Genomic DNA, 21,400 nt, shown 5'->3' on the forward strand with positions numbered 1-21,400 from the left:
GTTTATGTAAAATGTCTGTTAGCTCTGTATCATATCTAGGTTATAACGTTCGGGCTTCAGTTGCAAGTTTAGTCCCTCAATCCTTTCCGAAACCACCCAATTTAAGGAAACAAAAAAGCGCCATCTTTCCGGAAAAAGAGGCGCTAATTAATATTCCTGCTCAAGGTAACCACTGCCCGCATTAACGGTAGGCAACTTCAGAGAACATGTTCGTCACTTTATACCAGAACCAGCTTACTGCCTGGTCTATGCTTTTGACTTGCCCAGAAATATGAGCTGTTGAAGCCTGATATAGAGATCCGTCAATGACTGTCACGTTGCCGTTCACTTCTCCATATACCTGTGCTTTACCGTTCTCTATGGTAAGGTCCCCGGTAATTATTTTGCCGGAAGGTACAATTACAGTATCCCCTTTGATGACCACTTGATCCAAATCAACACCTCTAACTACAAGTTGTCTGTCTGGACTCCAAAAAGTTACGGTGCTCATCAGCATAACGACAAGGAATAGAGATGCCGCTGTAAGTGCAGGGTGCCTCTTGATCCAGGTAATAAAGGCTTTTTCTTTCTTAGTCTTTGGCAATGAACTCATTATCCGGCTCACAAGATCATCTGAAGCTACAGGATTCTGATGCATTAGGGAGAACATCAACATATCTGTCTGTTCCAATTCTTTAAACTTTGCACGGCAATCTGGACAGGATAGAAGATGCTCCTTCAATTCCCTCTGCTGCTGTTCGGGCAAGTCGTCATCCAAGTAGTCATGCATCATAGAGACGGCCAGTTTGCATTCCATAGGAGCCAATCCTTTCATGAGTGCTATTTAATTATCCTAAGACAAAGGGTCAGGACACATAAGACTTGCTTAACTTACATACGTCGCTCTCGAAAAGATGTTTCATAAATAAAATCTATTTTTACATTTTTGGGCCTAATTTTTTACGCAAAAATTCACGGCCTCGGTGTACACGCGTCTTAATCGTGGTCACGGGCATATCCAGGACATCACTAATCTCCTGAAGGGACAGATCCTGCAGGTATCTCAGAATCATCACCGACCTGTATTTCACAGGCAGACTGTCAATCGCTTCATAGATTAGCCCCTGCGTCTCAGAGAGCAATAGTTCGGTCTCAGGTGTCACATTGTCGCTCGGAATCAACGAATAGCCATCAAGGCCCTCCTGATCGTTCATTTCAGCATCCAGCGAATAGGTTGGTTTTCGTTTACGCAATCTATCAATACAGAGGTTCGTTCCAATCCGGTAAATCCATGTGGAGAACTTCTGTTTATCATCATAACGATCCAAATTCCTATACACACGCAAAAAGGTCTCCTGAACAATATCCTCCGCCTCATGGCGATTGTTCAACATCCTGTAAGCTAAATGATATATTTTGTCTTTATATAGTTCCACAAGCTCGGCAAATGCCCTTTGGTCGCCCTTCAAGGCGAGCTTTGTCAATCTGCCTTCCAAATTCTCCACCTGTTAACTCCCCCAGACTTGCCGCCCTTGGTATTTCTTCGCAAATATCCACGGTACAAGCAATTAAATCGTAATTCAAGTTTGTGTAAAAATCAAGGATTGTATTGTAACCTTCTATGTAAACTGAGTTAATTTTTAGGAATAAAACACGGTGTGAATACGATAGCATTCCAAAGAATGTTGGACTTTCGGTCGCTGTTATCCTCTGATTTCCTGATTAGAAACCGCATATAGCGGTCGAAATCTGAGGATAAAGGCGAACGCTGGCGCTCCTACAGTTCCAAAATTCTTCTCCATGCACTCTTTCCCCTAATTTTTATATTCCTCCTAATTTACCTCCGATTACATCTCGGTTACTTGGGTAGGGTAATAGAGAAATATCGGGTTTGACTCTCCAATATTTAGGAACAAGTAATGTTCACAGCAGCAATATACAGTTTATGATCACAACAACTTGTATTAGGCAAAAAAAGTCCGCCCCAAATAGGGCGGACTTTTTGTTGTTAAGACTATATCAGCCGGTATTCCGAAGACCGGCGGCAATGCCGTTGATGGTAAGCAATACTTCGCGAAGCAGCTCGCTATCATCTCCATCAATTTCACGGAGCGCTCTAAGCTCAGATAGCAATTGAACCTGCAGGTAGCTAAGCGGATCAACGTATGGATTGCGGAGTCTGATCGACTCTTGAATCACAGGAACGTTATCCAGAATATCCTGCTGGCCTGTAATCTTCAGGATTAGCTCAGAAGTCAGATTAAATTCATCTTCAATCTGGCCAAAGATCCGTTGACGTGCTTCCTCGTTCTTGCCCATGCTGGCATATTCCTTAGCAATGATCAAGTCCGCTTTTGAAATAGCCATTTGCAGCGTATCTATCAGTGTAGTAAAGAATGAGAAGTTCTCATACATATGTTGCATTATCTTCAGATTCTCTTCCTTACCCTCATAGAAACTCTGCAGTCCGGTTCCAGCAGCGTACCAGGCTGGGAGCAAATAACGGCTTTGTGTCCATGCAAATACCCAAGGAATTGCACGCAGATCTTCAAAACGATCGCTATTCTTCCGTTTGGAAGGACGGGAACCGATATTAAGCTCTCCAACCTCAGGCAGAGGTGTTGATTCTTTGAAATAAGTCAGGAAATCCGGATCACGGAAGATCAAATCCTGATACTTGTTCAGCGAGACCTCAGAAATACGGGCAACAATCTCTTCCCATTTCTCTTCATAAAGATCCGCTTGTGGCACTCTCGCACTAATTGCTGCTGTTACAAGCGCAGATGTCGCTTGCTCCAGACTGCGGTAAGCAATCCCTTGCATGGAGTAACGGGAGGAGATTACTTCTCCCTGCTCGGTAATCTTAATCCCGCCGCCAATTGTCGAAGCAGGCTGAGCAAGAATACTGCGGTTAAGTGGCATACCCCCGCGGCCGAGCGCTCCACCACGACCATGGAAGAACTTCAGCTTGATTCCGAACTTATCCGCTGTCGCTGTAATTTCTTTTAGGGCAACACGCAGTTCCCAGTTAGCAGTAACCACGCCGCCATCTTTATTACTATCTGAATATCCAAGCATGATTTCCTGCAAATCATTCATTGCTCTTACCGCATCACGGTAGATCGGCATATTGAGCAGTGTGTTCATAATTTGCGGTGCTTCATGCAAGTCATCAATCGTTTCAAAAAGTGGCACAGCTTGCAGGGTACATACAACTGTACCGTCGTTATCCTTGCGGAATAGTCCTACCTCTTTGGCGAAGACCATAACCTCCAGAATGTCACTCGCAGCTTCAGCCATACTGATCAGATAACTGGTGATACATTGTTTGCCGTACTCTTCCTGCGATGCGAAGATCGTCCGGTAAACAGCCAGACACTCCTCTGTACTTTCAGTATACGTCTGGTAAGAAGAGGTCAACGGACGCGGATCATTCAGCAATTTCTCCAGCAGATCAATCTTCTCGATCTCCGTCAACTTAGAGTAATCCGGCGAAATGTTCATCTTCGCCAAAATTTCTGTCATGGCATTCTCATGTTCTTGACTGTGTTGACGCACGTCAAGAGTTGCCGTATGGAATCCGAACAGCTCCACTTGGCGGATTAGCTTTTTAATATAAGTATCGGCCACATAGTCGGCGTAGTGATGCCGTAGACTGCGGTCAATGACATTTAAATCATCTATGAACTCCTCAGGTGTAGCATAACGCTCAGGAGTATCTTTTTTCTCATCATCCAAAACATTTTGTGTCTTAGAGATCATGTAGCTAAGTTTAATACGGTAAGGTTCATTGTCATTGCGCCATTCTTCCATCTTGCCTAGGTTAATGATCTGACGATCAGCTTCGATGGATTCTACGAGCTCAGGCGTCACTTTAACAATACTTGTGCTAAAGCTTAGATATTTCATGAGTTCACGCATAATACGCTGATATTCACGAATGGCCAGCTTACGCTGCATGCGTAAAGTCTGCGCAGTGACTGTTGAGGTTACCGATGGGTTACCATCACGGTCTCCGCCAATCCATGATCCAAAACGCAAGTAGGTTGGCACATGCCAATTCTGTCCTGGATAATATTTGCTCAGACAGCGTTCAAGCTCTTGATACACGTCGGGCAATACATGGAAAATCGTCTCATGGAAATAATACATTCCATTACGCACTTCATCGAGTACTGTAGGCTTGCGGTCACGCAGCTCATCCGTTTGCCAAAGCGTAATCACTTCATTCAATAACTTCTCGCGAAGCTGTTCACGTTCACGGAAAGTTAAGGTAGGGTTATCAAGACCCATAACATCATCGGATATCCGTTTATGAATATCGAGAATCGCACGGCGCATAGCTTCCGTTGGATGTGCCGTCATTACAAGTTCCAGAGACAATCCTTCAATAATCTCGTTGACTTCCTCATGAGAGAAATCACGTTCACGAAGCTCTTGAATAGCGCTTTCTATAGAACCGGGTTGTACTGTCTCCCCAGCTGAACGTTCATAGTCACGTTTACGGCGAATCCGGTGGTTCTGTTCGGCAATATTCACCAATTGAAAATAAATGGCGAACGCTCTTATTACCTGATGACGGTTCTCCGGATCCAAAGAATTGATTAACTCCTTAAATTCACTATGCAGTTCAGGTAAAAATAGTGAGCGTAGCGATTTACTGGTCTCGCGGATCTTCTCCACGATCTCCAGCAGTTCGTTACCGCCTTGGTGAACCAAGACCTCTCCTAAAATGTTCCCCAAGAACCGTACGTCCCGTCGCAGCAGATTGTTAGAGTTGCTTTTGCTGACGGTAGTCGTAAGTTCGGTCATGCTGCTCCCCCCATTCTCTTCCGGATCAATGTGTTAAGTTTGTCTGTCTAAATATCGTCTATTAAAGCTTCCTCATATCATACAATAAAACCGTTTGAAAATCTGCAACTTTTTTGTGCTGTAAAGCGACACAGCACCTAAGATTATACACCAATTTCTGAATTTATACAGTCCTTATATTTTATGTATTCTTTCATATATATAATGGCTCTATCGTATATTCTCTATGTATGCTTATATTCGGATTGTGCGGAGCTGGTCAATGAACAGCCCAATTAAAGGAGAATAATGGCGATCACGGTTATATGAATAATAAATATGTCTTTCAAAATTATAATCCGGAATGGCTCGCATTAGCAATCTTCCTCTGGCTACCTCGTCCTCCACAGCAAGGCGTGAAATAAATGAAACATGTTGTCCACTCATGAGCGATTGCTTAATTGCCTCCAGTGAATCGAGTAAAATATGCGGTTTTGATTCTTTTCCCTCTCGTTCAAACCATTTATCCGTCAACTGGCGTGTGCTTGATTCCTTGTCATGTAAAATAAAGCTGGCTGAAGCAATCATCGCCGAGTTTAAATTAGAAAATCCGGCAAAATCATGTGTAGGTGCAAAAACAAGGACAAGCTCATCCTCACATAAGGCTTGAGTATGCAGATCAGGCAGATAAAAAGATTCCGTAGACAAAATACCAAGATCAATCTCATGGCTGGCAAGCATTTCTTTGATCACCGGTGAAGGCTTAACCGATAAAGAAATGGTAATCCCCGGATGCTGTTCGCCAAACTGCCCCAATATTTGTGGAAGAATATAAGTAGCTGGAACATAACTGGCGCCAATTTTCAGCGTCCCCCGACCTGCCTGACTGAACTCTTTTACCACCCGCTCCGCTTCCGCAGCAAGCGCATTGATTTTGATCGCATAATGAAGAAAAGCTTTGCCACTCTCCGTAAGAATCATTTTATCCATTCTGGATTCAAATAACTTCTCCCCCAATTGCTGCTCTAAATTCTTCAAATGATACGTAACGGTGGGCTGCTTTAGTCCGAGTTTATCTGCTACCGTGGTAATTTTTTTATGTTTATTCAGCAGTTCTACAATTTCCAGCTTCATTAGATTAAGGTTCATTCTCTTCCACTCCCTCGCCTTTTCCTAAACGGTAACATAGAAGAATTCTATGAATGTTAAAATAAATCGGCAAAAAAGTTAATATCACAGTTACATTCAGCAAATATAGCGGGAATTCTTTACCTTTACACTAAGAACAAGCTTAAGAACAGGCAGGTAGATAGAATGAAGGAAATTACAATCCACAGATTGGAAAAGAAATTCGGAGATGTGCATGCCTTGAAAGCTGCAGATCTGAAGATTCCCGCTGGAAGCTTTACGACATTACTCGGTCCTTCAGGTTGTGGAAAGACGACACTACTCCGTCTGATTGCTGGGCTGGAAACACCGGATGCAGGAGAAATTCTGATCGATGATGAGTTTATTTTTTCAGGCAGCAAAAGAATTAGCCACCCCATTCATCGCCGTAACTTTGGCATGGTTTTTCAAGATTTCGCCCTCTGGCCGCATCTGACTGTGTTCGAGAATGTAGCCTTCGGACTTCGAGCTTCCAAACAAAAAAAGAATTTACGGGTTCGGGTACAGGAGGCGCTTCGATCGGTCAAGCTGGAGGGGCTGGAGCTGCGTTTTCCACATCAGCTGTCCGGTGGACAACAGCAGCGGGTTGCTTTTGCCAGAGCCGTAGTCATGCGCCCTCAGCTTGTATTATTCGATGAACCATTAAGTGCGCTGGATGCGGTCTTGCGAGATGAAATGAGGCTGGAGTTAATCTCCTTGGTGAAAAACATGGGCATTACAGCCCTGTATGTGACGCATGATCAAACCGAAGCGATGTCTATGTCAGATGAAGTAGTTGTAATGCAAGGTGGTACTATTTTACAAAGTGGATCTCCTGAGGACATTTATCGTAAACCGAGTCATCCTTTTGTAGCCCACTTTATTGGTAAATCCAACTGGATCGTTCCGGATAAACAGATGCTGCGTCCAGAACATTTACGCTGGTCTCAGGAGAATGCTTCCTCTCTTCCTTTTACAGGGACTATTCAGCATGTGAGTTATATGGGGGATCGCTATGAGATCATTCTGGACATGGAGCACAATGGGACTTGGACCGCTTATCATGAGCGGCGCCTACCTGTAGGGGAAAAGATTCAGCTGTACGCTTCAGAGCACCAAATCCATCATCTGAATTAAGCGTCCACTGCATGGAATGGCTCTATATGATGCTGTTCCATGCAGCAAGATGCACACAACAATATTAGGGAGGCAATAACATTGAATCAAATGAAAAAGACAAAAGGGTTAAGTTCACTTCTTCTAACAACTGCACTTGGTATTACTTTAGTGGGCTGCGGCTCCTCGAACACCCCTGCGGCTAACGCAAGCAACAACCAAACCGATACTGCGGCGGCGACGCAAACCGAAGCCCCACAACCAACAGAAAAGACACTAAGCGGCAATCTTGTCGTTTACAGTGCAGGCCCTGAAGGTTTAGCCAATAAAATCAAAGACGGATTTGAAGCCAAAACTGGCGTTAAGGTTGAAATGTTCCAAGGCACTACAGGAAAAATACTTGCCCGCATGGAAGCAGAAAAATCCAACCCGGTCGTTGATGTTGTTGTCCTCGCCTCTCTTCCGTCCATGCAAGGAATGAAAAACGACGGATTATTACTTCCATATAAAGAAGCGATTAATGCAGACAAGCTGGTTAGCGATTGGTCAGATATAGATGAAGGTAACTATTTCAGTTACAGTGCATCCGCACTCGGTATTGTCTACAATACCAAAAAAGTAAGCTCACCGCCGACCTCCTGGGATGACCTCAGCAAAGCGGAATGGAAGGGTGCAGTCAATATCCCTGATCCTTCACTTTCCGGCTCGGCTCTTGATTTCATGACTGGGTATTTAAGTGCTAAGGGGGACAGTGGCTGGGATCTTTTCAAACAATATAAAAGCAATGAAGTAGCTATGGCAGGCGCCAATCAAGAGGCACTTGATCCGGTGATTACCGGTGCTAAATCCGTCGTTGCTGCTGGCGTAGATTACATGGCTTATAAAGCAAAAGCTGACGGAGAACCTGTGGATATCGTCTACCCTGCTGAAGGAACTGTAATCAGCCCTCGTCCGGCTGCGATCATTAAGACAAGCCCAAATGTAGATAACGCTAAGGCTTTTATCGACTACCTGCTCTCCGATGAAGCGCAAGCCCTTGTTGCCAAAGCCTATTTGCTGCCAGGCAGAACTGACGTGAAGGCAGAAAATCGTGCCAATCTTGAAGAAATCAAAACATTTGATGTGAATTGGGAATGGATGAATGAGCACGGCGATGAAGTTTCCTCGACCTTCACACAAATTTTTAAATAAGCGTAATGAATACTAACTCTTTGCGCTCATTTAAATGGGTGAGCGGTGGACTGGCTTTATTTATACTAACCGTGCTCGTGCTGCTGCCACTCCTGCTCATATTCTGGACCAGTATTTATCCAGAGGAGCATCTCGACATAGCCGCACCGCTACGCACCATTATGGGGAGCAATGACCTAGTAGAGGTGCTGCTGAATTCTATCGGGCTTGGGGTAAGCGTCATTCTGCTAACTACTTTGTTTGCGCTGCCTCTAGCCTGGATTATGGCAAAAACCGACTTAGGGCGCCACAACTGGCTGGATGTCGTGCTGTTAATTCCATTTATGACGCCGCCTTACATTGGTTCTATGGGCTGGATGTTGTTTATGCAGACGGGTGGGTATATGGAGCAGTTTCTGCCCTCCTCCTCCGTGTTGACACCATATTTCTTTAGCTATGGGGGTATGGTGCTGATCATGAGCCTTCACCTGTTTCCCTTCCTGTACCTGCTGCTGCGCAATGCGCTTTTGCAGATCGGGGGCAATCTGGAGGAAGCAGCCTCTGTTCACGGCGCCCCCTTCTTTTACAGATTTAAAAGAGTGATTATTCCTTTACTGCTCTCTAGCTATGGGCTTGGAGCACTGCTCATCTTCGTCAAAACAATTGCTGAATTCGGTACCCCTGCGACCTTTGGCCGCAGGATCGGCTTTTACGTGCTGACCTCTGAGATCCATAAATATATCTCCAGTTGGCCGATTGATTTTGGTAAGGCTACTTCACTAGCCTCCTTGCTGCTCGGAGTTTGTCTTGTCATGTGGTACATCCAAACTATAATTAGCAGCCGCTACTCTTACCGTCTGATCGGTGGAAAAGGAACTCGTACTAAACGTTATAAGAGTACAGGAATCGTAGGGTTTCTTAGCTGGGGTTATGTTCTTCTATTGCTTCTGGCATCCATCGGCATTCCTTATTTCTCTATCATAACAGCCTCATTATTGAAGCTTCGGGGAGAAGGTGTATCCTGGAGCAATCTAACCTTAAAACATTATGCAGAGCTGTTATCCCCGGGTTCGCAAGGACTAGAGGCCTTATTAAATAGCTTTACATTAGCTATCGTTGCTTCCAGTATCGCTGTTATTCTCGGGACTTGGTTTGCCTTAACGGTAGGAAAAGGGGCTACATTCAAGCAGAAAATTACAGATTTATTCAGCTTGCTTCCAAATACAGTCCCTGGAATTGTAATTGTAGTAGGGCTAATTCTGCTGTGGAATGCCCGCTGGATGCCTATCCCGCTCTATAATACCTACTGGATGGTTGTACTGACTTATGTCGTACTTTTCCTTCCTTATACTGTTCAGTATGTAAAAGCAAGCTATGGGCAAATCGATTCCTCTCTGATGCAAGCGGGACAAGTATTCGGAGGTAGTAAGCTGTATGTGTTCCGCCGTATCCTGCTTCCCCTCATCCTTCCGGGGATGGTGGCTGGCTGGATGATGACTTTCACCATTTCTAATCGGGAACTGGTAGCCTCATTACTCATTCTGCCACCTTCAATGCAGACCTCGGCAACCTATATTTTTGCCCAGTTTGAACAAGGTGCGGTAGCCATGGGGATGGCCATGGCTGTAATCTCTGTAGGCATCACTACCTTATTACTATTAGTCTTAGAATATTTAAGCCCAGATAGAAAGCGGAGACAACAATGAGCACACTAACGATTTGGGGAGGGGCCGGAGAGCATGGCCGTTCCTCCTATCTTTTGCAGGGCAAGGATTCACGAAATGGCATCCTGCTCGATTGTGGCGTAAAAAAAGAAGGCCCCGGTGAATACCCCCTACTTGATACGGATATTATTCCACATTTGCAGGCAGTATTTCTGTCTCATGCGCATGAGGATCATTCCATAGCGCTGCCCTTACTTTATAAACACGGATACAGAGGTAAGGTATGGACTACTAGATCTACCTCATTACAGCTTCCTGATTATTTCGAGGCCTGGGATAAATATGTGGCGGCTCAATCCGCCCCGCTCCCCTATGAGGAAACGGATAAAAAAGCTATTCAATTCATGTATTTAGAGGAGTATGTCTCCCCTCACACTTGGCTGACGCTTGCGCCTAACCTTCGAGTTCAATGGGGACGTAGCGGGCATTTAGCAGGTTCGGTTTGGTTGGCCCTAGAATGGGAGGGCAAGACTGTATTTTTCTCGGGGGATTATTCGGAGGAATCGCAGCTGCTCACGGCAGACACACCAGCAATTATGGAAGCCGAAGCTAAAAATGTGGCTGATCTGTCCATTATCGATGCCGCTTATGGGGCAGATCCTGATGAGCAGCTTGTAAAATTACAGCAATTAGAGATAGCCATCCACAACACCTTGCAAAAAGGGGGTTCTGTTCTCCTTCCCGTGCCTATCCATGGCAGAAGCCAGGAATTGATCGTATGGGCAAATGAATGTTTTCCAGATCATCAATTGATCGTTGAAGAAGCACTCGTCGCTCCTTTACGAGCATTAAGCGACAAGGTGGAATGGCTGAAAGAGGACGCTATTCAGCGCGTAAATGCGCTTTTTAACAGAAAAAACTTGTGTGTTGTATCTAATTCGGACGAACGCGCGAAGGCAATGTTGAATCTTAAGGGAGCTATCGTATTCACCAATGACGGGATGATGCAGTCGGCAAAAGCGCAAGAATACTTTCACCAGCTCTCTGTTTCTCCTGACAACCATGTGATTTTTACGGGACATTTAGCGGCGGGAAGCTTTGGACATCGTCTTGTTAAGCAAGCTATGATCGGAGAATCTAGCAGCGTACGCTGTACAGTCTCACTTATCCGCTATAAAGTCCATCAAGGCTTGCCGGACATTCGCAAAATGCTCCAAACGATTCCCAGCCACCGGACAGTGCTCGTCCATGCTCCCAAACCACATATCGACCAAGTAGCTTCTATATTAAAAGGAGAAGGTTTCACAGGACTATATTCTTTACAACCCGGCAGCACGCTTTCATTCTGAAACTTATTTATGTAATATCATGAGAAAAACAATGGGGCTCTTCCTTAGGTCTTTTTCAGACTTTTTGGAACAGCCCTTTTTATAATTCGTACCTATTATCCACTTACCCTTTCGTCGTGCCCGGGCGATCCTTAAAAGCTAGCTCAAACAACCCCGTCGCAGATAAACCTGCAAGGCCCCCAGCCCAAAGGCGAAGCACTAAATCTAGTTCGGTAAAAGGATACGCTACTACGCCGATGAACAATCCTATCAATAGTCCGATAATCGGGACTGCATTACGCGGGATGTTGATACTATTTTTGACCAACTGAACCAGTGCCAGTACGAATACTGCTAATATAGAGGCGAATGCCACAACATTATCTAAAATTGTTCCAGTTTCCATCCTTTTCCCTCCTTAGCGGGTACTTATAATCTCAACCGTTCGAGTCGCAGAATCATAACCTACCTGAGCACCCAGCGCTTCTGCAATAACACGTACAGGGACGTAGGTGATGCCTTTTTCAAGCACTCCATCTGCAACCTTAACCCCGTTAACCTTTACGACAGCAATAACATCACTCTTCAATTCTTCCTCCTCCTTCCGATTGATGACCTTATACGCTGACTCCACCGCAGATGTTGAGGGCTTTGTCCCTGCTCGTAACTGTGTGAGTGTTAACCCAAACGCCATTTGAAAATGGGGGTAATCCTTGAAGCTTGTCCAGTCGCCTCCCCACTCGAAGCCCAGCCCTTTTGCCTCCTTCACAACCTCCTGCCAATCTGCGATTTGGTTGTTATTACCATCCCGGCACATATCCCAAGACACACTAGATCCATTCGGCAGCAAAAGAGCAAAATCTACAGCCAATCCAAAATTGTGATAGCTATATCCGCCACGTGCATTGGTAACAATTGCTCCGGGCTTGGTGCGGCCTTGTGCATATAAAGCATCCTGTTCAGCTATCGTGCGCAGTCCCTGCGTAATGAGAATGGAGATATTGAGTTTGTAACACCGCTCGATAAGCGCAGTAGCAGCGGAACGAACTACGGGATGTAGGCCTGTTAGGCGTTGGGCTGATTTATTTTTCACCTGAGTTAATGTCAGCATGATGTTCCTCTTTTCTGTCTATCTTTTTCAGATAAATAAATTGGTCGTATTTCCCGGAACGTGTCAGTATCGCTAATATGATAATTCCACCAGTTGTACCGAATTGGGCAATAGCCCAGCTATAATGAAGCCAAGTCAGCCATGTTGCCATGTCCACTCCTAGTAATTCTGCCAAACGGAATAGTAGAACGATAAGCATATTGAATGTATAAGCCAATAAGAAAAAAAGCATAGCCAGCATAAAAACGCTGACCACACCTTTTTGGAATCTTTCGTAAAAATATTGCCTGTGGCGATGAATAATGTATATTCCGCAGGCCGTAGTAGTGCCATATAGCACCAATAATAAAAATTCAATCATGTGCATCATGATCCCCTCGATCATAAACTAAATATTTGGCGAACCGGTTACGATCAATCTCCTCCTGAATTTCCTGCGAGACATTTTTATAATGACTTATGGTCAGTGTAACGCTGGTAGAGGCTCTGCGGAGCTCCATCTCTTTATCGACATGCCGGGGGAGAAGCAGCCGCCGAATCCATTGTGACAGCATTCCTAACTCCCCCTGTCTTCCGTATGGTCAATCTTCAGTTTCTTTAAGACGTCCAGTGTGGGCTGCATAAACTCCGAGCGCTCCTTATCCAAAATCGCTTGCAGACGATCCCGATCCTCCTCTGCCCGGTCCAGCATTTCTCGCGGTACAAGGTTCCCTTTGACAATCGCACGCAATAACACCATCAGTACGATCATCAAAATGAAAGCAACAATATAAGCCAGCCCATACTTATCTGCCAGCGGCAGCAGCTTCTCCAATTGCGCAATATCCCCTTCGCCCATTCGTCTGCTCCTTTCTGTAATGATGTTGATGCGTAATAGCCCCCGGCACCACCGAGGGCACAAAAAAACACGCTCCTGTGTGGATGCGTGCTAATTATTTGGCTGATGAAGCTTGCTCAGTCGAATCGTTTTCAGCAAAATGAATATCTGATCGTTTCTCGATAATCTGATCCTTAACCAAAATCTCATTATCCGGCTGCATGTTATAGGAAGAAATGATATTCTCTATCGGACCCTCCTCACGATCAAAACGAGTGATGCAGGCATTGGCCATCAAGCGGAGTTTGGCGGCTGTCAATGAATCCATTGTCATGATTACAACTCACCTCCTTTTGGGTTTATATGCTGAGTAATTCAGCCATAATGACTTCGACATCTTGAAGCCTGTCTTGCAAAGTAGTATTTTCAGCACGGAGTTGCTCGAATTCGCTTAATTCTGGTGGTTTGTTAGCTTCTGCTTCTAGATATGCTTCCCACGCGGCTTCGAGTTCTTCTTCCGTTGGTTGTGGGACATCTAGGTTCCAAGCTGCGATGTATGGGCCACGTTCCTCTATTTCATAATCTACGCCCTCTTCTAACTCTGCGAGGTGTGCTGGACGAAGTATATAATGTACGCCTTCTATCCAATCTGCCTCTTCCGTAGTCTCACCAGGCGTCTGTATATGCTTCGTAAGCAAAGGTTCTTTAAGATAATTTACTATTGGGCCGTCGTCTCTCAAAGTGAAATCGACTCCCAACTGACTATCCGGAAATAGAAATAGCAAGTTCTTCATTAAATCCATATTTTAGTCACCTCCATTAGTTATGCAACTCTCGCAAGAGTGGCATATGTGTACTGAGAAGCCCATGAAACATTTGAATTGTGAAGAGCAACGGCATAGATATGAACACGGTCTCCTGGATTTAAAACCAAGGTAGTATTACCATTAAGGGTACAGCCCATAAGTGCAGTTGTGATAGCCCCCTCGCTCAATGTACAGTTTAGAACTCCGTTTATATAGATCTTAGTTGCAACACCGCTTGTAACACTCGTCGTAATCCCAAATCCAACCCGAACAGATAATTCATAAATCCCTCTCTCGGGCGCATAGAAACCGCCTTGTGAAGGTTCAGCTACTCCCTTCTGACTCATGTGCACACCGTTAAAAATAAGTTTTTTATCTACACCGGCAGTTAAAGGTACATCGCCACCGGCATCCATATACATTGCTGCAAAGGGGCGTGTATCAATCGTGTTATCTCCCCACGGGTTAAGTACACCCCAAGTTATGATACCTGCGTCAATCTGTTCATTTGTTGTGCCTGCGGGCTGACCGTCTTTTTTTGTTATTGTGCCACCGTCGTATGCTGAAAGTCCAATATTATTTGAGGTCCCAAAACTATTTCTGGATATTACCGTTGATCCTTGGTTACTGACGATGCCTGCAGTACGATTAGAAGCTTCACAGCCGTAAAGTCGCAAACCAGAATGGTTACTGGCCTCGAATCCTCCAACGGAGTTTGTCTTGCCATCTGCTGATATACGGCAATATAGCATCTGAATAAATATCGAGTTATTAATAAGAAATCCGACTCTCGTTGTAGAAGTTGCAATGAATCCAGTTACAACTACTTGATTACTAACACCATAAAAGGTCATACTCTTAACCTTGAAGTTTGCGGCCGTCTCGTAGCTTGTTCCGCCGTTAAGCCATACTTCGGTGCCACCACTCATATCTGCAAAAGAGATATCTTCGGCGTACGTACCGGCAGCGACATTGATAGTGACACTATGAAGAACATGTTTAGAAATACTGTTAATCGCCTTTTGTATAGTCCTAAATGCCCCACCCGCCGTATTCACCAATCCCGTATTATTATCATTCCCGTCCGTCCGTACGTAGTACGTAATATCCGCTGTCGTCTGCTGAGGCGTAGTAACCAACGGCGCCTTACCATTCAGCTGCCCCTGAATCCCACTAGTCACCCCATCCAAGTACCCAAACTCTGCATTAGAGACCACTCCCGTTCCAATCTTCGAAGCCTCAATTCCGGCTGAAGCATTAACATCGGCGTTTACAATCACCCCAGCCGCAATTGCGGTCCCCCCGTCACCAGTACTTATAACATCCCCCGTGTGATTAGGATGCACATAATTATTCGCTCCCGTCGCAATCCCCGCCAGCTTCGTTTTCTCAGCTGCGGTGTAGTCGTTCGTAGATAGCTGTTTGCCTGTTACTTTATCGACCTTGCCATTAACGGCATTGTCCAAAATGTCCATATTCCCGTTCAGATCGGCAATATCAACGATATCTGTTCCCTCTGGCTTCTTTAAGCCCAAATTTCCTGTGGTTTGCATATGTCACTCTCCTATCTATAAGTTCTTAATTCGTTCCATGTTTTACTGTGAGCACTCTCCCAAGTCAAAGCCTTAACAGAGTCCCACCAGGTATAGCTGAACACAAATTCATAAGCTAAATGCGCAGGTTTAATCTCTTCGATGATTTGAATCAACCCTGCCATATTTGGAGGAATCCCCAGTGTACTCACAAAATGAATCTCAAAACGGTACTCCTCAGGCACTTCCTTTACTTCAACCACTCCACCTGAAAAAGCTGACGCCGTCCGCTGAATCATCTCAGGTGTGGTCGTCCCATTTCCACGCAGCTTTGCCTTAATCATCTCTCGGCGTGTGGCATATGACTTAGATGAATCGATATTTAGTCCAAGCTCAGCTTCCCATCGTTCAAGGCTCACCGTTGCCGTTTCAACAAAAGCCTGATCCAGTACGTCTATAGTGCCCAGCTTCAGTCCACCAATTTCTAGCCCGATGGTCTCCTGAAGCTTCTCCATTTCGCGGACATCCTTATAATAGTCCGGCAAATACTGCATTAGATCAGGCGCCTCGACTTCACCCGGATGGCTCGAATCTTTATCTGCGGAATATTGCAATTCGCTGTATAAAGAGCTGCCGTAACTCATCCTCTACACCCCCTTCAGTTGATTCCAGGTTAGGGGGCCTTTGGGCAAATAATCATGTGTATGCGCCGCCGGAGGAAATACCACTGGTTTACCTGCTACCCCCGCCCAAGCTACACTATCCGCTTGTTGCGCAAAATCCACCTTGCCATTGTTATTCGTATCGTAAATGCTTTTCAGCATATCCCCGGTACTCTGCGCGGCTACCAGCAAGACATTACCAGCGGCAGAACCAATGTACAGCTTGCCACTGTCTGTACAATACCCAAGCTCACCAATAGCCAGCGTTCCAATGGCGCTTTCCAAGCCGCGGCGTATTTGAATCAATGTTTTTAGAGCCATTGTCCCGCCCCCTAGAATGTTCCGCCATCAATACTGGCTACGGTAAGTCTATTGCCATTCGCAGCATCATAAACGATACTGCTTCCATCCACACTTACAGCTACACCGGCTGCATCTACGGTGATTCCTTTTCCAGCGGTAACCGCAATCGCGTCTGTAGTGACCGTGATACCAATACCCGCACCAATGTTCAGCGTCACAGCATCGGCTTGACCACCACCAATCAGCCCGCTCCCGGCTGTAATGGTCTGTAGTGCACCACCGGTACGTACCCATGCGCTGCCGTTCCAGCTATAAATCTTCTGCTCATCATCGACGTAAGCGGTCCAACCGACGGCAGGAACATAAAATACCCAAGCGGCAGATTGGTATTCAACAATTTGATTCGTTTTGCCCGCCCATGCCCCGGTTGCCCCTGCTGGAATAATATATCGATCCCCCTCAACCGGACTGGCAGGTGGAGCCAGCAGGTTCTGGTCTTTTACCGACGCTTGCGGTTCGATGTTATGCTTAGCCAGCTCAATTTCATTTTTAATCTTTTGTGCAGACCACAAGTCTGTAATCGTAGTCCCTGTATCATTGATTGTCCGGTGCTTGGCCACATCATCAATGTGAGTCTTGATCTCAGCGGCAGTCTTTACGCTTGTGCCATCCGATACTTTATTGATATGTCCCGCACTAATATCCGCTTTAAGCACCTTCGCATAGGTTGCTCCATCAGCGATATCATCAATTGTACCTGTCAGATCGGTAAGCTTCTGCGCATTCACCCGCCGCCAAGCTGCCCCATCATCAAAATATAAATATCCGCTATTCGAACCCGTAGTCACGTAATACAAACGACCAACGGATCCTGCAACCGGACGCGAAGCTTCTGGCCCTGACAGCGCCCTGCCGACCATGGAATTGGACGTGCCGTCACCAATATAAACTTCCTTAGTATCACTGCAAAAACCAAGCTCGCCTGCCTTCAACACGCCATAACTCGTTAGCTCAGCCTTTGTACCCCGCTTTATTTGTATGGTCTGTGCCATTTTACACCTCTCTTCTAAATGATCCTCCGTCAATCTGGCCCTTGTTCTTATAACGCTCTATTTCAGTCTGGACAGCAGTAAGACTCACCTGCAAACCGTTAATATCCTCTGCTTCAACCGTATCGCCGGGAGTTTCGTAAGTCACATATACCTCAGGCACATCGGCAAAAATCTTAATCAACCGCCGCCAGGGCACCTCATCCGGAAAAGACACAGTGAAATTGCGTAGCTCGATCCCGGAATACTGTGACCCTGTGTACACCGCAATGGTCTGATTATTAATATTGTCATGCGCTAGAAGACCACTATAAACACCATTTACAAGCGGTAATCTCTCTTCGATAACATAACTGCTACCGTTTGCTTTTTTATTAAGTTTTTCTTGAAAAATATCAATTTGCTCTGGATAACTCATGCTACACCTCCAGTAGAACGTTGCCGAACAACGGTACTTCTTCTTCGTTCAACATCACATTGCCCGCTCCTCTGTTCAACTTCAGCTCTGTGTAATCCGCAACTCCTTCAGTAGCAAGCAATAATGCCCCGATGACAGACTGACTGATATAGGTTGCTGAAAAAGCCTTCTCCTTGCGATATTTCTCAAGCATCACCTGAAAGCCTTGGTTTACAGCTTGCAGAGCATAGCCAGAAGCAAGGGTTACCTTGGCGCTTATACTGATGTTTTTGCCCGCAGCCGGCGCCACGGTCACAACAGCCCCTACCGGTGCTTGTCCCTCACCCTCTCCTGAGACCGGATCAATGTATTGCTGCACCTGAGCCGCCAACAGCTCGGATGCTGGTTTTTTTTCGGCGTCCACAATAATCACCTTCACAGTTTTAGGACCTTTCCATAATGGAAAAACACGTGCGCCTCCCACACCCGGAACTTGCAGTGCCCACTCCATATAGTGATATTTATTTCCGCTAGTAGCTGGGCGTCTGGCTGAATCCAAATAACGCTGGCGTAGTGCATCATCCGTTTCAATGTCCTCCCCAGGGATCAGAAGAGAAGCTATTTCTCCGCGCGCTAGGTCTGAAATATAATCCACTGGCAGTAAAGAGCCAAAATATCGATTTCCTTCTTCTCCAGCGGTTTCACTTTCCAAGCGATACACTCCAGGAGATAACTTCTCCACAGCCGTATAATTCAGCATTTCGAGTGAGAAGCGGCTGCCGAGTGGAACATCTAACAATCCTCCATCCGCCTTATAAAAAATCCCTTTCAGCTGCGCCTTGCTAGCTTCACGCCTTACAATGCCTGACCAGGAGATACTTCGCTCTAAGTACTCTCCGGTAGCCGTATCTGCAAAATACAGATTATTATTCACATCCAGCTCAATATACATCTGTGCCAACTCAGCAGCTGCTGGAGCCAACGCGTCATAAATGATGCTGCCCTCGCGTTTATCCAATCCTGATGGAATCCGGTCCAACATCCGCTCCAAAAGAGCCTCATACGTCTGATCCTCATACATCCTCATTCCACTCCTTTCTCAGCTGAAAATTTCCGTAACGTGTGACGACCTTACAGTCAAAAGTTAGATTATCTCCGGTAAACGAAACAACAATATTCTCTAAACTAAGGATTCGTTCATCCTGAAGTAGTGCCTCACTAACGATACGTCTGATTTCAGCTCTAACCAGCAGCCGGTCCCTACCAAGCACCAACCGCCACTCTGTTCCGTAATCAGAACTGTAAATCAGATGTTCAAACCGATCGGTTCGCAATATTTTAGCCGCCGCCTGTTGTACAGCTTCTAGTCCATCCGTTTGGCCTGTAATTCTTTTTCTCTCCCAATCCATCCGGTACGTAAGACTAGGACTTTCCCCACGCTCAAGGTTGACCTCCCCCTCAAGCAGGGCCGTTATCGGTCCAGCTTTTCCAATCGCAGGGATCATATCGGGCTCACCAGCCGATCCAGAACAATGTAGCTTTGTCCGCCCTGCATTCGAACCATTAATACGCGGTCCCCACTCGCTAGTCCTCGCCGAAGTATTACTTCTTTGCCCTCGATGTCGATCTTGCTTTCCATTACCGATTCAGGCAGCACTAACGCATTCCCCGATAAAATAAACCGCTGATCCACCTGGATCTGCAAAGGAGCTGCCTCCGTTACCGTTCCATAAGAAAAAGCCACGGGATTTGTACTCCCCACGGCTCCTAGACTTGCTTTTTTAATAATATCTAACATCATTTCTACACCACCTTAATATCGAGGGACATGGTATGCTCCCCTCCAGAAATCTTATGGCTGCATTGGTCTACCAGAAACAATTGAGTCTCGAATTCATCCAATAGGACATAAATGAAATTGCCTGCTCTTACACGCATATCACCAATCGCCTGTACGGAGAGACTGAGCTTTTCGCGGTTGTGCATTTTCAGTAAATTGTTTGCCTTCTCCTGAATTTGGGCAGCATTCGCTTTGTCATCAGCCTTCTGATACAAGTGCAGGATACCCCAGCGTTTCACATTGTCCTTGTCACTAACCGGATAGAAATCGCGTTTGCCCGATGCCTCGTTATCCTTGTACAGAAAAATCGTGTTGTACGTATCGTCATCAATACTTTTTTTGAGCGAATAATCGTACAGATAATGACCCGCTCCGAGCACCAGGTTAAGCAGCATAGAATCCGGTTTACGCAGCGTCAGCTTCCCAAAATCATCGTAGAAAGCCATCAACCGCCCCTTATACTGAAGCTCACTGCCGATGGCTCCCATAATGATGTCCAACAGCTTTTTGTCATCTTCAATTAAAGAAGGAATCCGGTACTCTGTCTCCTCCAGCACACCTGTCTTTAATCCGTAGTCCGTTGTTATTTTCTTGATCACATCACTAGCCGTAACATCCTGCAAAACATAACTACCATTGCCCAGCAAATAACGAATCTGATCATAGGCAGTCAGCTTAATCTCCTGATCCGAGCCCGTATCAATGCTGAACACAAATCCGTAAAATACATCTACATTATCTTTACTGAACTGAATAATATCACCGTTGCTGATCCCGAACTTGGGGAGCTGATAGATTCCGCTATCCACAAGCGTTAACTCTAGCGTTGACGGTTTACCTGACCGTGCGGTTTTCCAAGAAATATCTGAGACGATGCCAGAAATATCCCATAGATTCCCTTCTTTATTCTTCACTAGCAGTTCCATAACACCCTCCTACGGCAGCTTGATGACTTTACCGATGGGCAGCTTTTTCAGCTCACTATCCGGAATGCCATTAAGCTTTTGAATGGCTTTGTACTTCGAGCCATCTCCTAGTTTTTTTTGAGCGATACTCCATAGACTGTCTCCAGCTTTTAAGGTATAGGTAGTAGGCTTTGCTTTTTCATTGGCCCGCTTCTGTTCCGCCTTCACTTCACCTTTGACAACCTTCACAGCTACCGCCTGATAGAATACGTATTTTTTGAGAGATAACGAATATTCAATATCCCCTGACGTACCCGCACTAAGCTTCCAAGTGAAACCTTCAATGCTCATAGCCATATTCACAGCAAAATCAATTTCTAAAGATCTATCCTCACTAATTGAAGATTCCTCTAGCCATTTCTGCGGTTTGTTTAACTTCTTTTCATCCTTTTTCGTATCATCGGGATACCTCACACCGGAGAACACAAACCGAATGGGCCGACGACTCGTCATCCATTTCTTAATAAGCTCCACATATTCAAAAGGCCTTTTCAGTCCATCCTCTTGCACCAATACGAACGGATACCTTTGTGCCGGGAAAATACTTTCAATTGTGATCTCCGTAAGCTTTGGATAAGCAATCGTATTGATCTCACCCAGATCGATAATGGTATAGCTTTTTCCATCCCCACTCTCCTTGATTTCCAAGGTCTCTGGATTGACTGGCAGCCGAATTGCATCCTCCTGATTATTAAAACCCAAAAAAATCCCGTACTCTTCCACG

Annotated in this window: 25 protein-coding genes; 4 read left to right on the forward strand and 21 right to left on the reverse strand. The window is 45.5% G+C overall.

Annotated features, from left to right (window positions below):
• Positions 1 to 181: 181 nt before the first annotated feature.
• From MHH89_RS18870 to MHH89_RS18885, 4 genes are all read right to left on the reverse strand, one after another.
• A complete protein-coding gene (locus MHH89_RS18870) occupies positions 182 to 796 on the reverse strand; it encodes a zf-HC2 domain-containing protein (RefSeq protein WP_036681404.1) in 615 nt (204 codons plus the stop codon).
• A gap of 121 nt (positions 797 to 917) precedes the next feature.
• Positions 918 to 1,484 (reverse strand): RNA polymerase sigma factor SigW, encoded by a 567-nt coding sequence (gene sigW / locus MHH89_RS18875; protein WP_036681288.1) that lies wholly within the window; start codon positions 1,482 to 1,484, stop codon positions 918 to 920.
• 514 nt (positions 1,485 to 1,998) lie between these two features.
• Positions 1,999 to 4,791 carry a phosphoenolpyruvate carboxylase gene (ppc, locus tag MHH89_RS18880; protein ID WP_038573414.1) on the reverse strand — a complete coding sequence of 931 codons (2,793 nt, stop codon included), beginning with the start codon at positions 4,789 to 4,791 and terminating at the stop codon, positions 1,999 to 2,001.
• A 234-nt stretch (positions 4,792 to 5,025) separates the two neighbouring features.
• The gene (locus MHH89_RS18885; RefSeq protein WP_076129777.1) at positions 5,026 to 5,919 is read right to left on the reverse strand and encodes a LysR family transcriptional regulator; all 894 of its coding nucleotides are present in this window, start codon (positions 5,917 to 5,919) and stop codon (positions 5,026 to 5,028) included.
• Between the two features lie 165 nt (positions 5,920 to 6,084).
• Here MHH89_RS18885 and MHH89_RS18890 point away from each other — a divergent pair, with 165 nt between their 5' ends.
• From MHH89_RS18890 to MHH89_RS18905, 4 genes are all read left to right on the forward strand, one after another.
• Positions 6,085 to 7,053, forward strand: coding sequence for an ABC transporter ATP-binding protein (locus MHH89_RS18890; RefSeq protein ID WP_076219057.1), 969 nt, complete (start codon positions 6,085 to 6,087; stop codon positions 7,051 to 7,053).
• Positions 7,054 to 7,143: 90 nt separating this feature from the next.
• Positions 7,144 to 8,223, forward strand: a complete 1,080-nt coding sequence (locus MHH89_RS18895) for an ABC transporter substrate-binding protein (protein WP_076303181.1) — start codon at positions 7,144 to 7,146, stop codon at positions 8,221 to 8,223.
• 5 nt (positions 8,224 to 8,228) lie between these two features.
• On the forward strand, positions 8,229 to 9,908 hold the full coding sequence (locus MHH89_RS18900; protein WP_076277830.1) for an ABC transporter permease: 1,680 nt from the start codon (positions 8,229 to 8,231) through the stop codon (positions 9,906 to 9,908).
• A complete protein-coding gene (locus MHH89_RS18905) occupies positions 9,905 to 11,215 on the forward strand; it encodes an MBL fold metallo-hydrolase (RefSeq protein WP_339281458.1) in 1,311 nt (436 codons plus the stop codon). Before MHH89_RS18900 ends, MHH89_RS18905 begins: the two co-directional genes overlap by 4 nt.
• A 103-nt stretch (positions 11,216 to 11,318) precedes the next feature.
• Here MHH89_RS18905 and MHH89_RS18910 read toward each other — a convergent pair whose 3' ends face one another.
• The 17 genes from MHH89_RS18910 to MHH89_RS18990 form a co-directional block, all read right to left on the reverse strand.
• Positions 11,319 to 11,600, reverse strand: a complete 282-nt coding sequence (locus MHH89_RS18910; RefSeq protein ID WP_076280160.1) for a holin — start codon at positions 11,598 to 11,600, stop codon at positions 11,319 to 11,321.
• A gap of 12 nt (positions 11,601 to 11,612) precedes the next feature.
• Entirely contained in the window at positions 11,613 to 12,305 is a 693-nt protein-coding gene (locus tag MHH89_RS18915) for a M15 family metallopeptidase (protein WP_312150497.1), read from the reverse strand.
• Complete coding sequence (locus MHH89_RS18920; protein WP_076310313.1) at positions 12,277 to 12,666, reverse strand: hypothetical protein; 390 nt, start codon at positions 12,664 to 12,666, stop codon at positions 12,277 to 12,279. The genes MHH89_RS18915 and MHH89_RS18920 overlap by 29 nt, the downstream gene beginning before the upstream one ends.
• Positions 12,659 to 12,859: a hypothetical protein gene (locus MHH89_RS18925; protein WP_036681274.1), complete on the reverse strand. Its 201-nt coding sequence runs from the start codon at positions 12,857 to 12,859 to the stop codon at positions 12,659 to 12,661. Before MHH89_RS18925 ends, MHH89_RS18920 begins: the two co-directional genes overlap by 8 nt.
• 2 nt (positions 12,860 to 12,861) lie before the next feature.
• Positions 12,862 to 13,143, reverse strand: coding sequence for a hypothetical protein (locus MHH89_RS18930; RefSeq protein ID WP_036681272.1), 282 nt, complete (start codon positions 13,141 to 13,143; stop codon positions 12,862 to 12,864).
• Positions 13,144 to 13,237: 94 nt separating this feature from the next.
• The gene (locus MHH89_RS18935; RefSeq protein ID WP_076186574.1) at positions 13,238 to 13,456 is read right to left on the reverse strand and encodes a hypothetical protein; all 219 of its coding nucleotides are present in this window, start codon (positions 13,454 to 13,456) and stop codon (positions 13,238 to 13,240) included.
• Between the two features lie 25 nt (positions 13,457 to 13,481).
• Entirely contained in the window at positions 13,482 to 13,925 is a 444-nt protein-coding gene (locus MHH89_RS18940; protein ID WP_076220617.1) for an XkdW family protein, read from the reverse strand.
• Between the two features lie 20 nt (positions 13,926 to 13,945).
• On the reverse strand, positions 13,946 to 15,481 hold the full coding sequence (locus tag MHH89_RS18945; protein WP_076310312.1) for a hypothetical protein: 1,536 nt from the start codon (positions 15,479 to 15,481) through the stop codon (positions 13,946 to 13,948).
• 11 nt (positions 15,482 to 15,492) lie between these two features.
• Entirely contained in the window at positions 15,493 to 16,104 is a 612-nt protein-coding gene (locus MHH89_RS18950; protein ID WP_076310311.1) for a putative phage tail protein, read from the reverse strand.
• A 3-nt stretch (positions 16,105 to 16,107) separates the two neighbouring features.
• Entirely contained in the window at positions 16,108 to 16,443 is a 336-nt protein-coding gene (locus MHH89_RS18955; protein ID WP_076129768.1) for a hyaluronate lyase N-terminal domain-containing protein, read from the reverse strand.
• 11 nt (positions 16,444 to 16,454) lie between these two features.
• A complete protein-coding gene (locus MHH89_RS18960; RefSeq protein ID WP_076310310.1) occupies positions 16,455 to 17,477 on the reverse strand; it encodes a DUF2793 domain-containing protein in 1,023 nt (340 codons plus the stop codon).
• A 1-nt stretch (position 17,478) separates the two neighbouring features.
• Positions 17,479 to 17,892, reverse strand: coding sequence for a phosphoglucomutase (locus MHH89_RS18965; protein WP_076310309.1), 414 nt, complete (start codon positions 17,890 to 17,892; stop codon positions 17,479 to 17,481).
• A 1-nt stretch (position 17,893) separates the two neighbouring features.
• On the reverse strand, positions 17,894 to 18,952 hold the full coding sequence (locus MHH89_RS18970) for a baseplate J/gp47 family protein (RefSeq protein ID WP_076310308.1): 1,059 nt from the start codon (positions 18,950 to 18,952) through the stop codon (positions 17,894 to 17,896).
• Entirely contained in the window at positions 18,945 to 19,376 is a 432-nt protein-coding gene (locus MHH89_RS18975; protein ID WP_076186586.1) for a DUF2634 domain-containing protein, read from the reverse strand. Before MHH89_RS18975 ends, MHH89_RS18970 begins: the two co-directional genes overlap by 8 nt.
• Positions 19,373 to 19,669 carry a DUF2577 domain-containing protein gene (locus MHH89_RS18980; RefSeq protein WP_076099903.1) on the reverse strand — a complete coding sequence of 99 codons (297 nt, stop codon included), beginning with the start codon at positions 19,667 to 19,669 and terminating at the stop codon, positions 19,373 to 19,375. Before MHH89_RS18980 ends, MHH89_RS18975 begins: the two co-directional genes overlap by 4 nt.
• A gap of 5 nt (positions 19,670 to 19,674) precedes the next feature.
• Positions 19,675 to 20,637 carry an XkdQ/YqbQ family protein gene (locus tag MHH89_RS18985; RefSeq protein WP_076099867.1) on the reverse strand — a complete coding sequence of 321 codons (963 nt, stop codon included), beginning with the start codon at positions 20,635 to 20,637 and terminating at the stop codon, positions 19,675 to 19,677.
• A 9-nt stretch (positions 20,638 to 20,646) separates the two neighbouring features.
• The gene (locus MHH89_RS18990) at positions 20,647 to 21,399 is read right to left on the reverse strand and encodes a LysM peptidoglycan-binding domain-containing protein (RefSeq protein WP_076310307.1); all 753 of its coding nucleotides are present in this window, start codon (positions 21,397 to 21,399) and stop codon (positions 20,647 to 20,649) included.
• Between the last annotated feature and the right edge of the window lies 1 nt (position 21,400).

It is taken from the genome of Paenibacillus sp. FSL H7-0323 (genome assembly GCF_038002725.1).
GTDB classification, from domain to species: Bacteria; Bacillota; Bacilli; order Paenibacillales; family Paenibacillaceae; genus Paenibacillus_AQ; species Paenibacillus_AQ odorifer.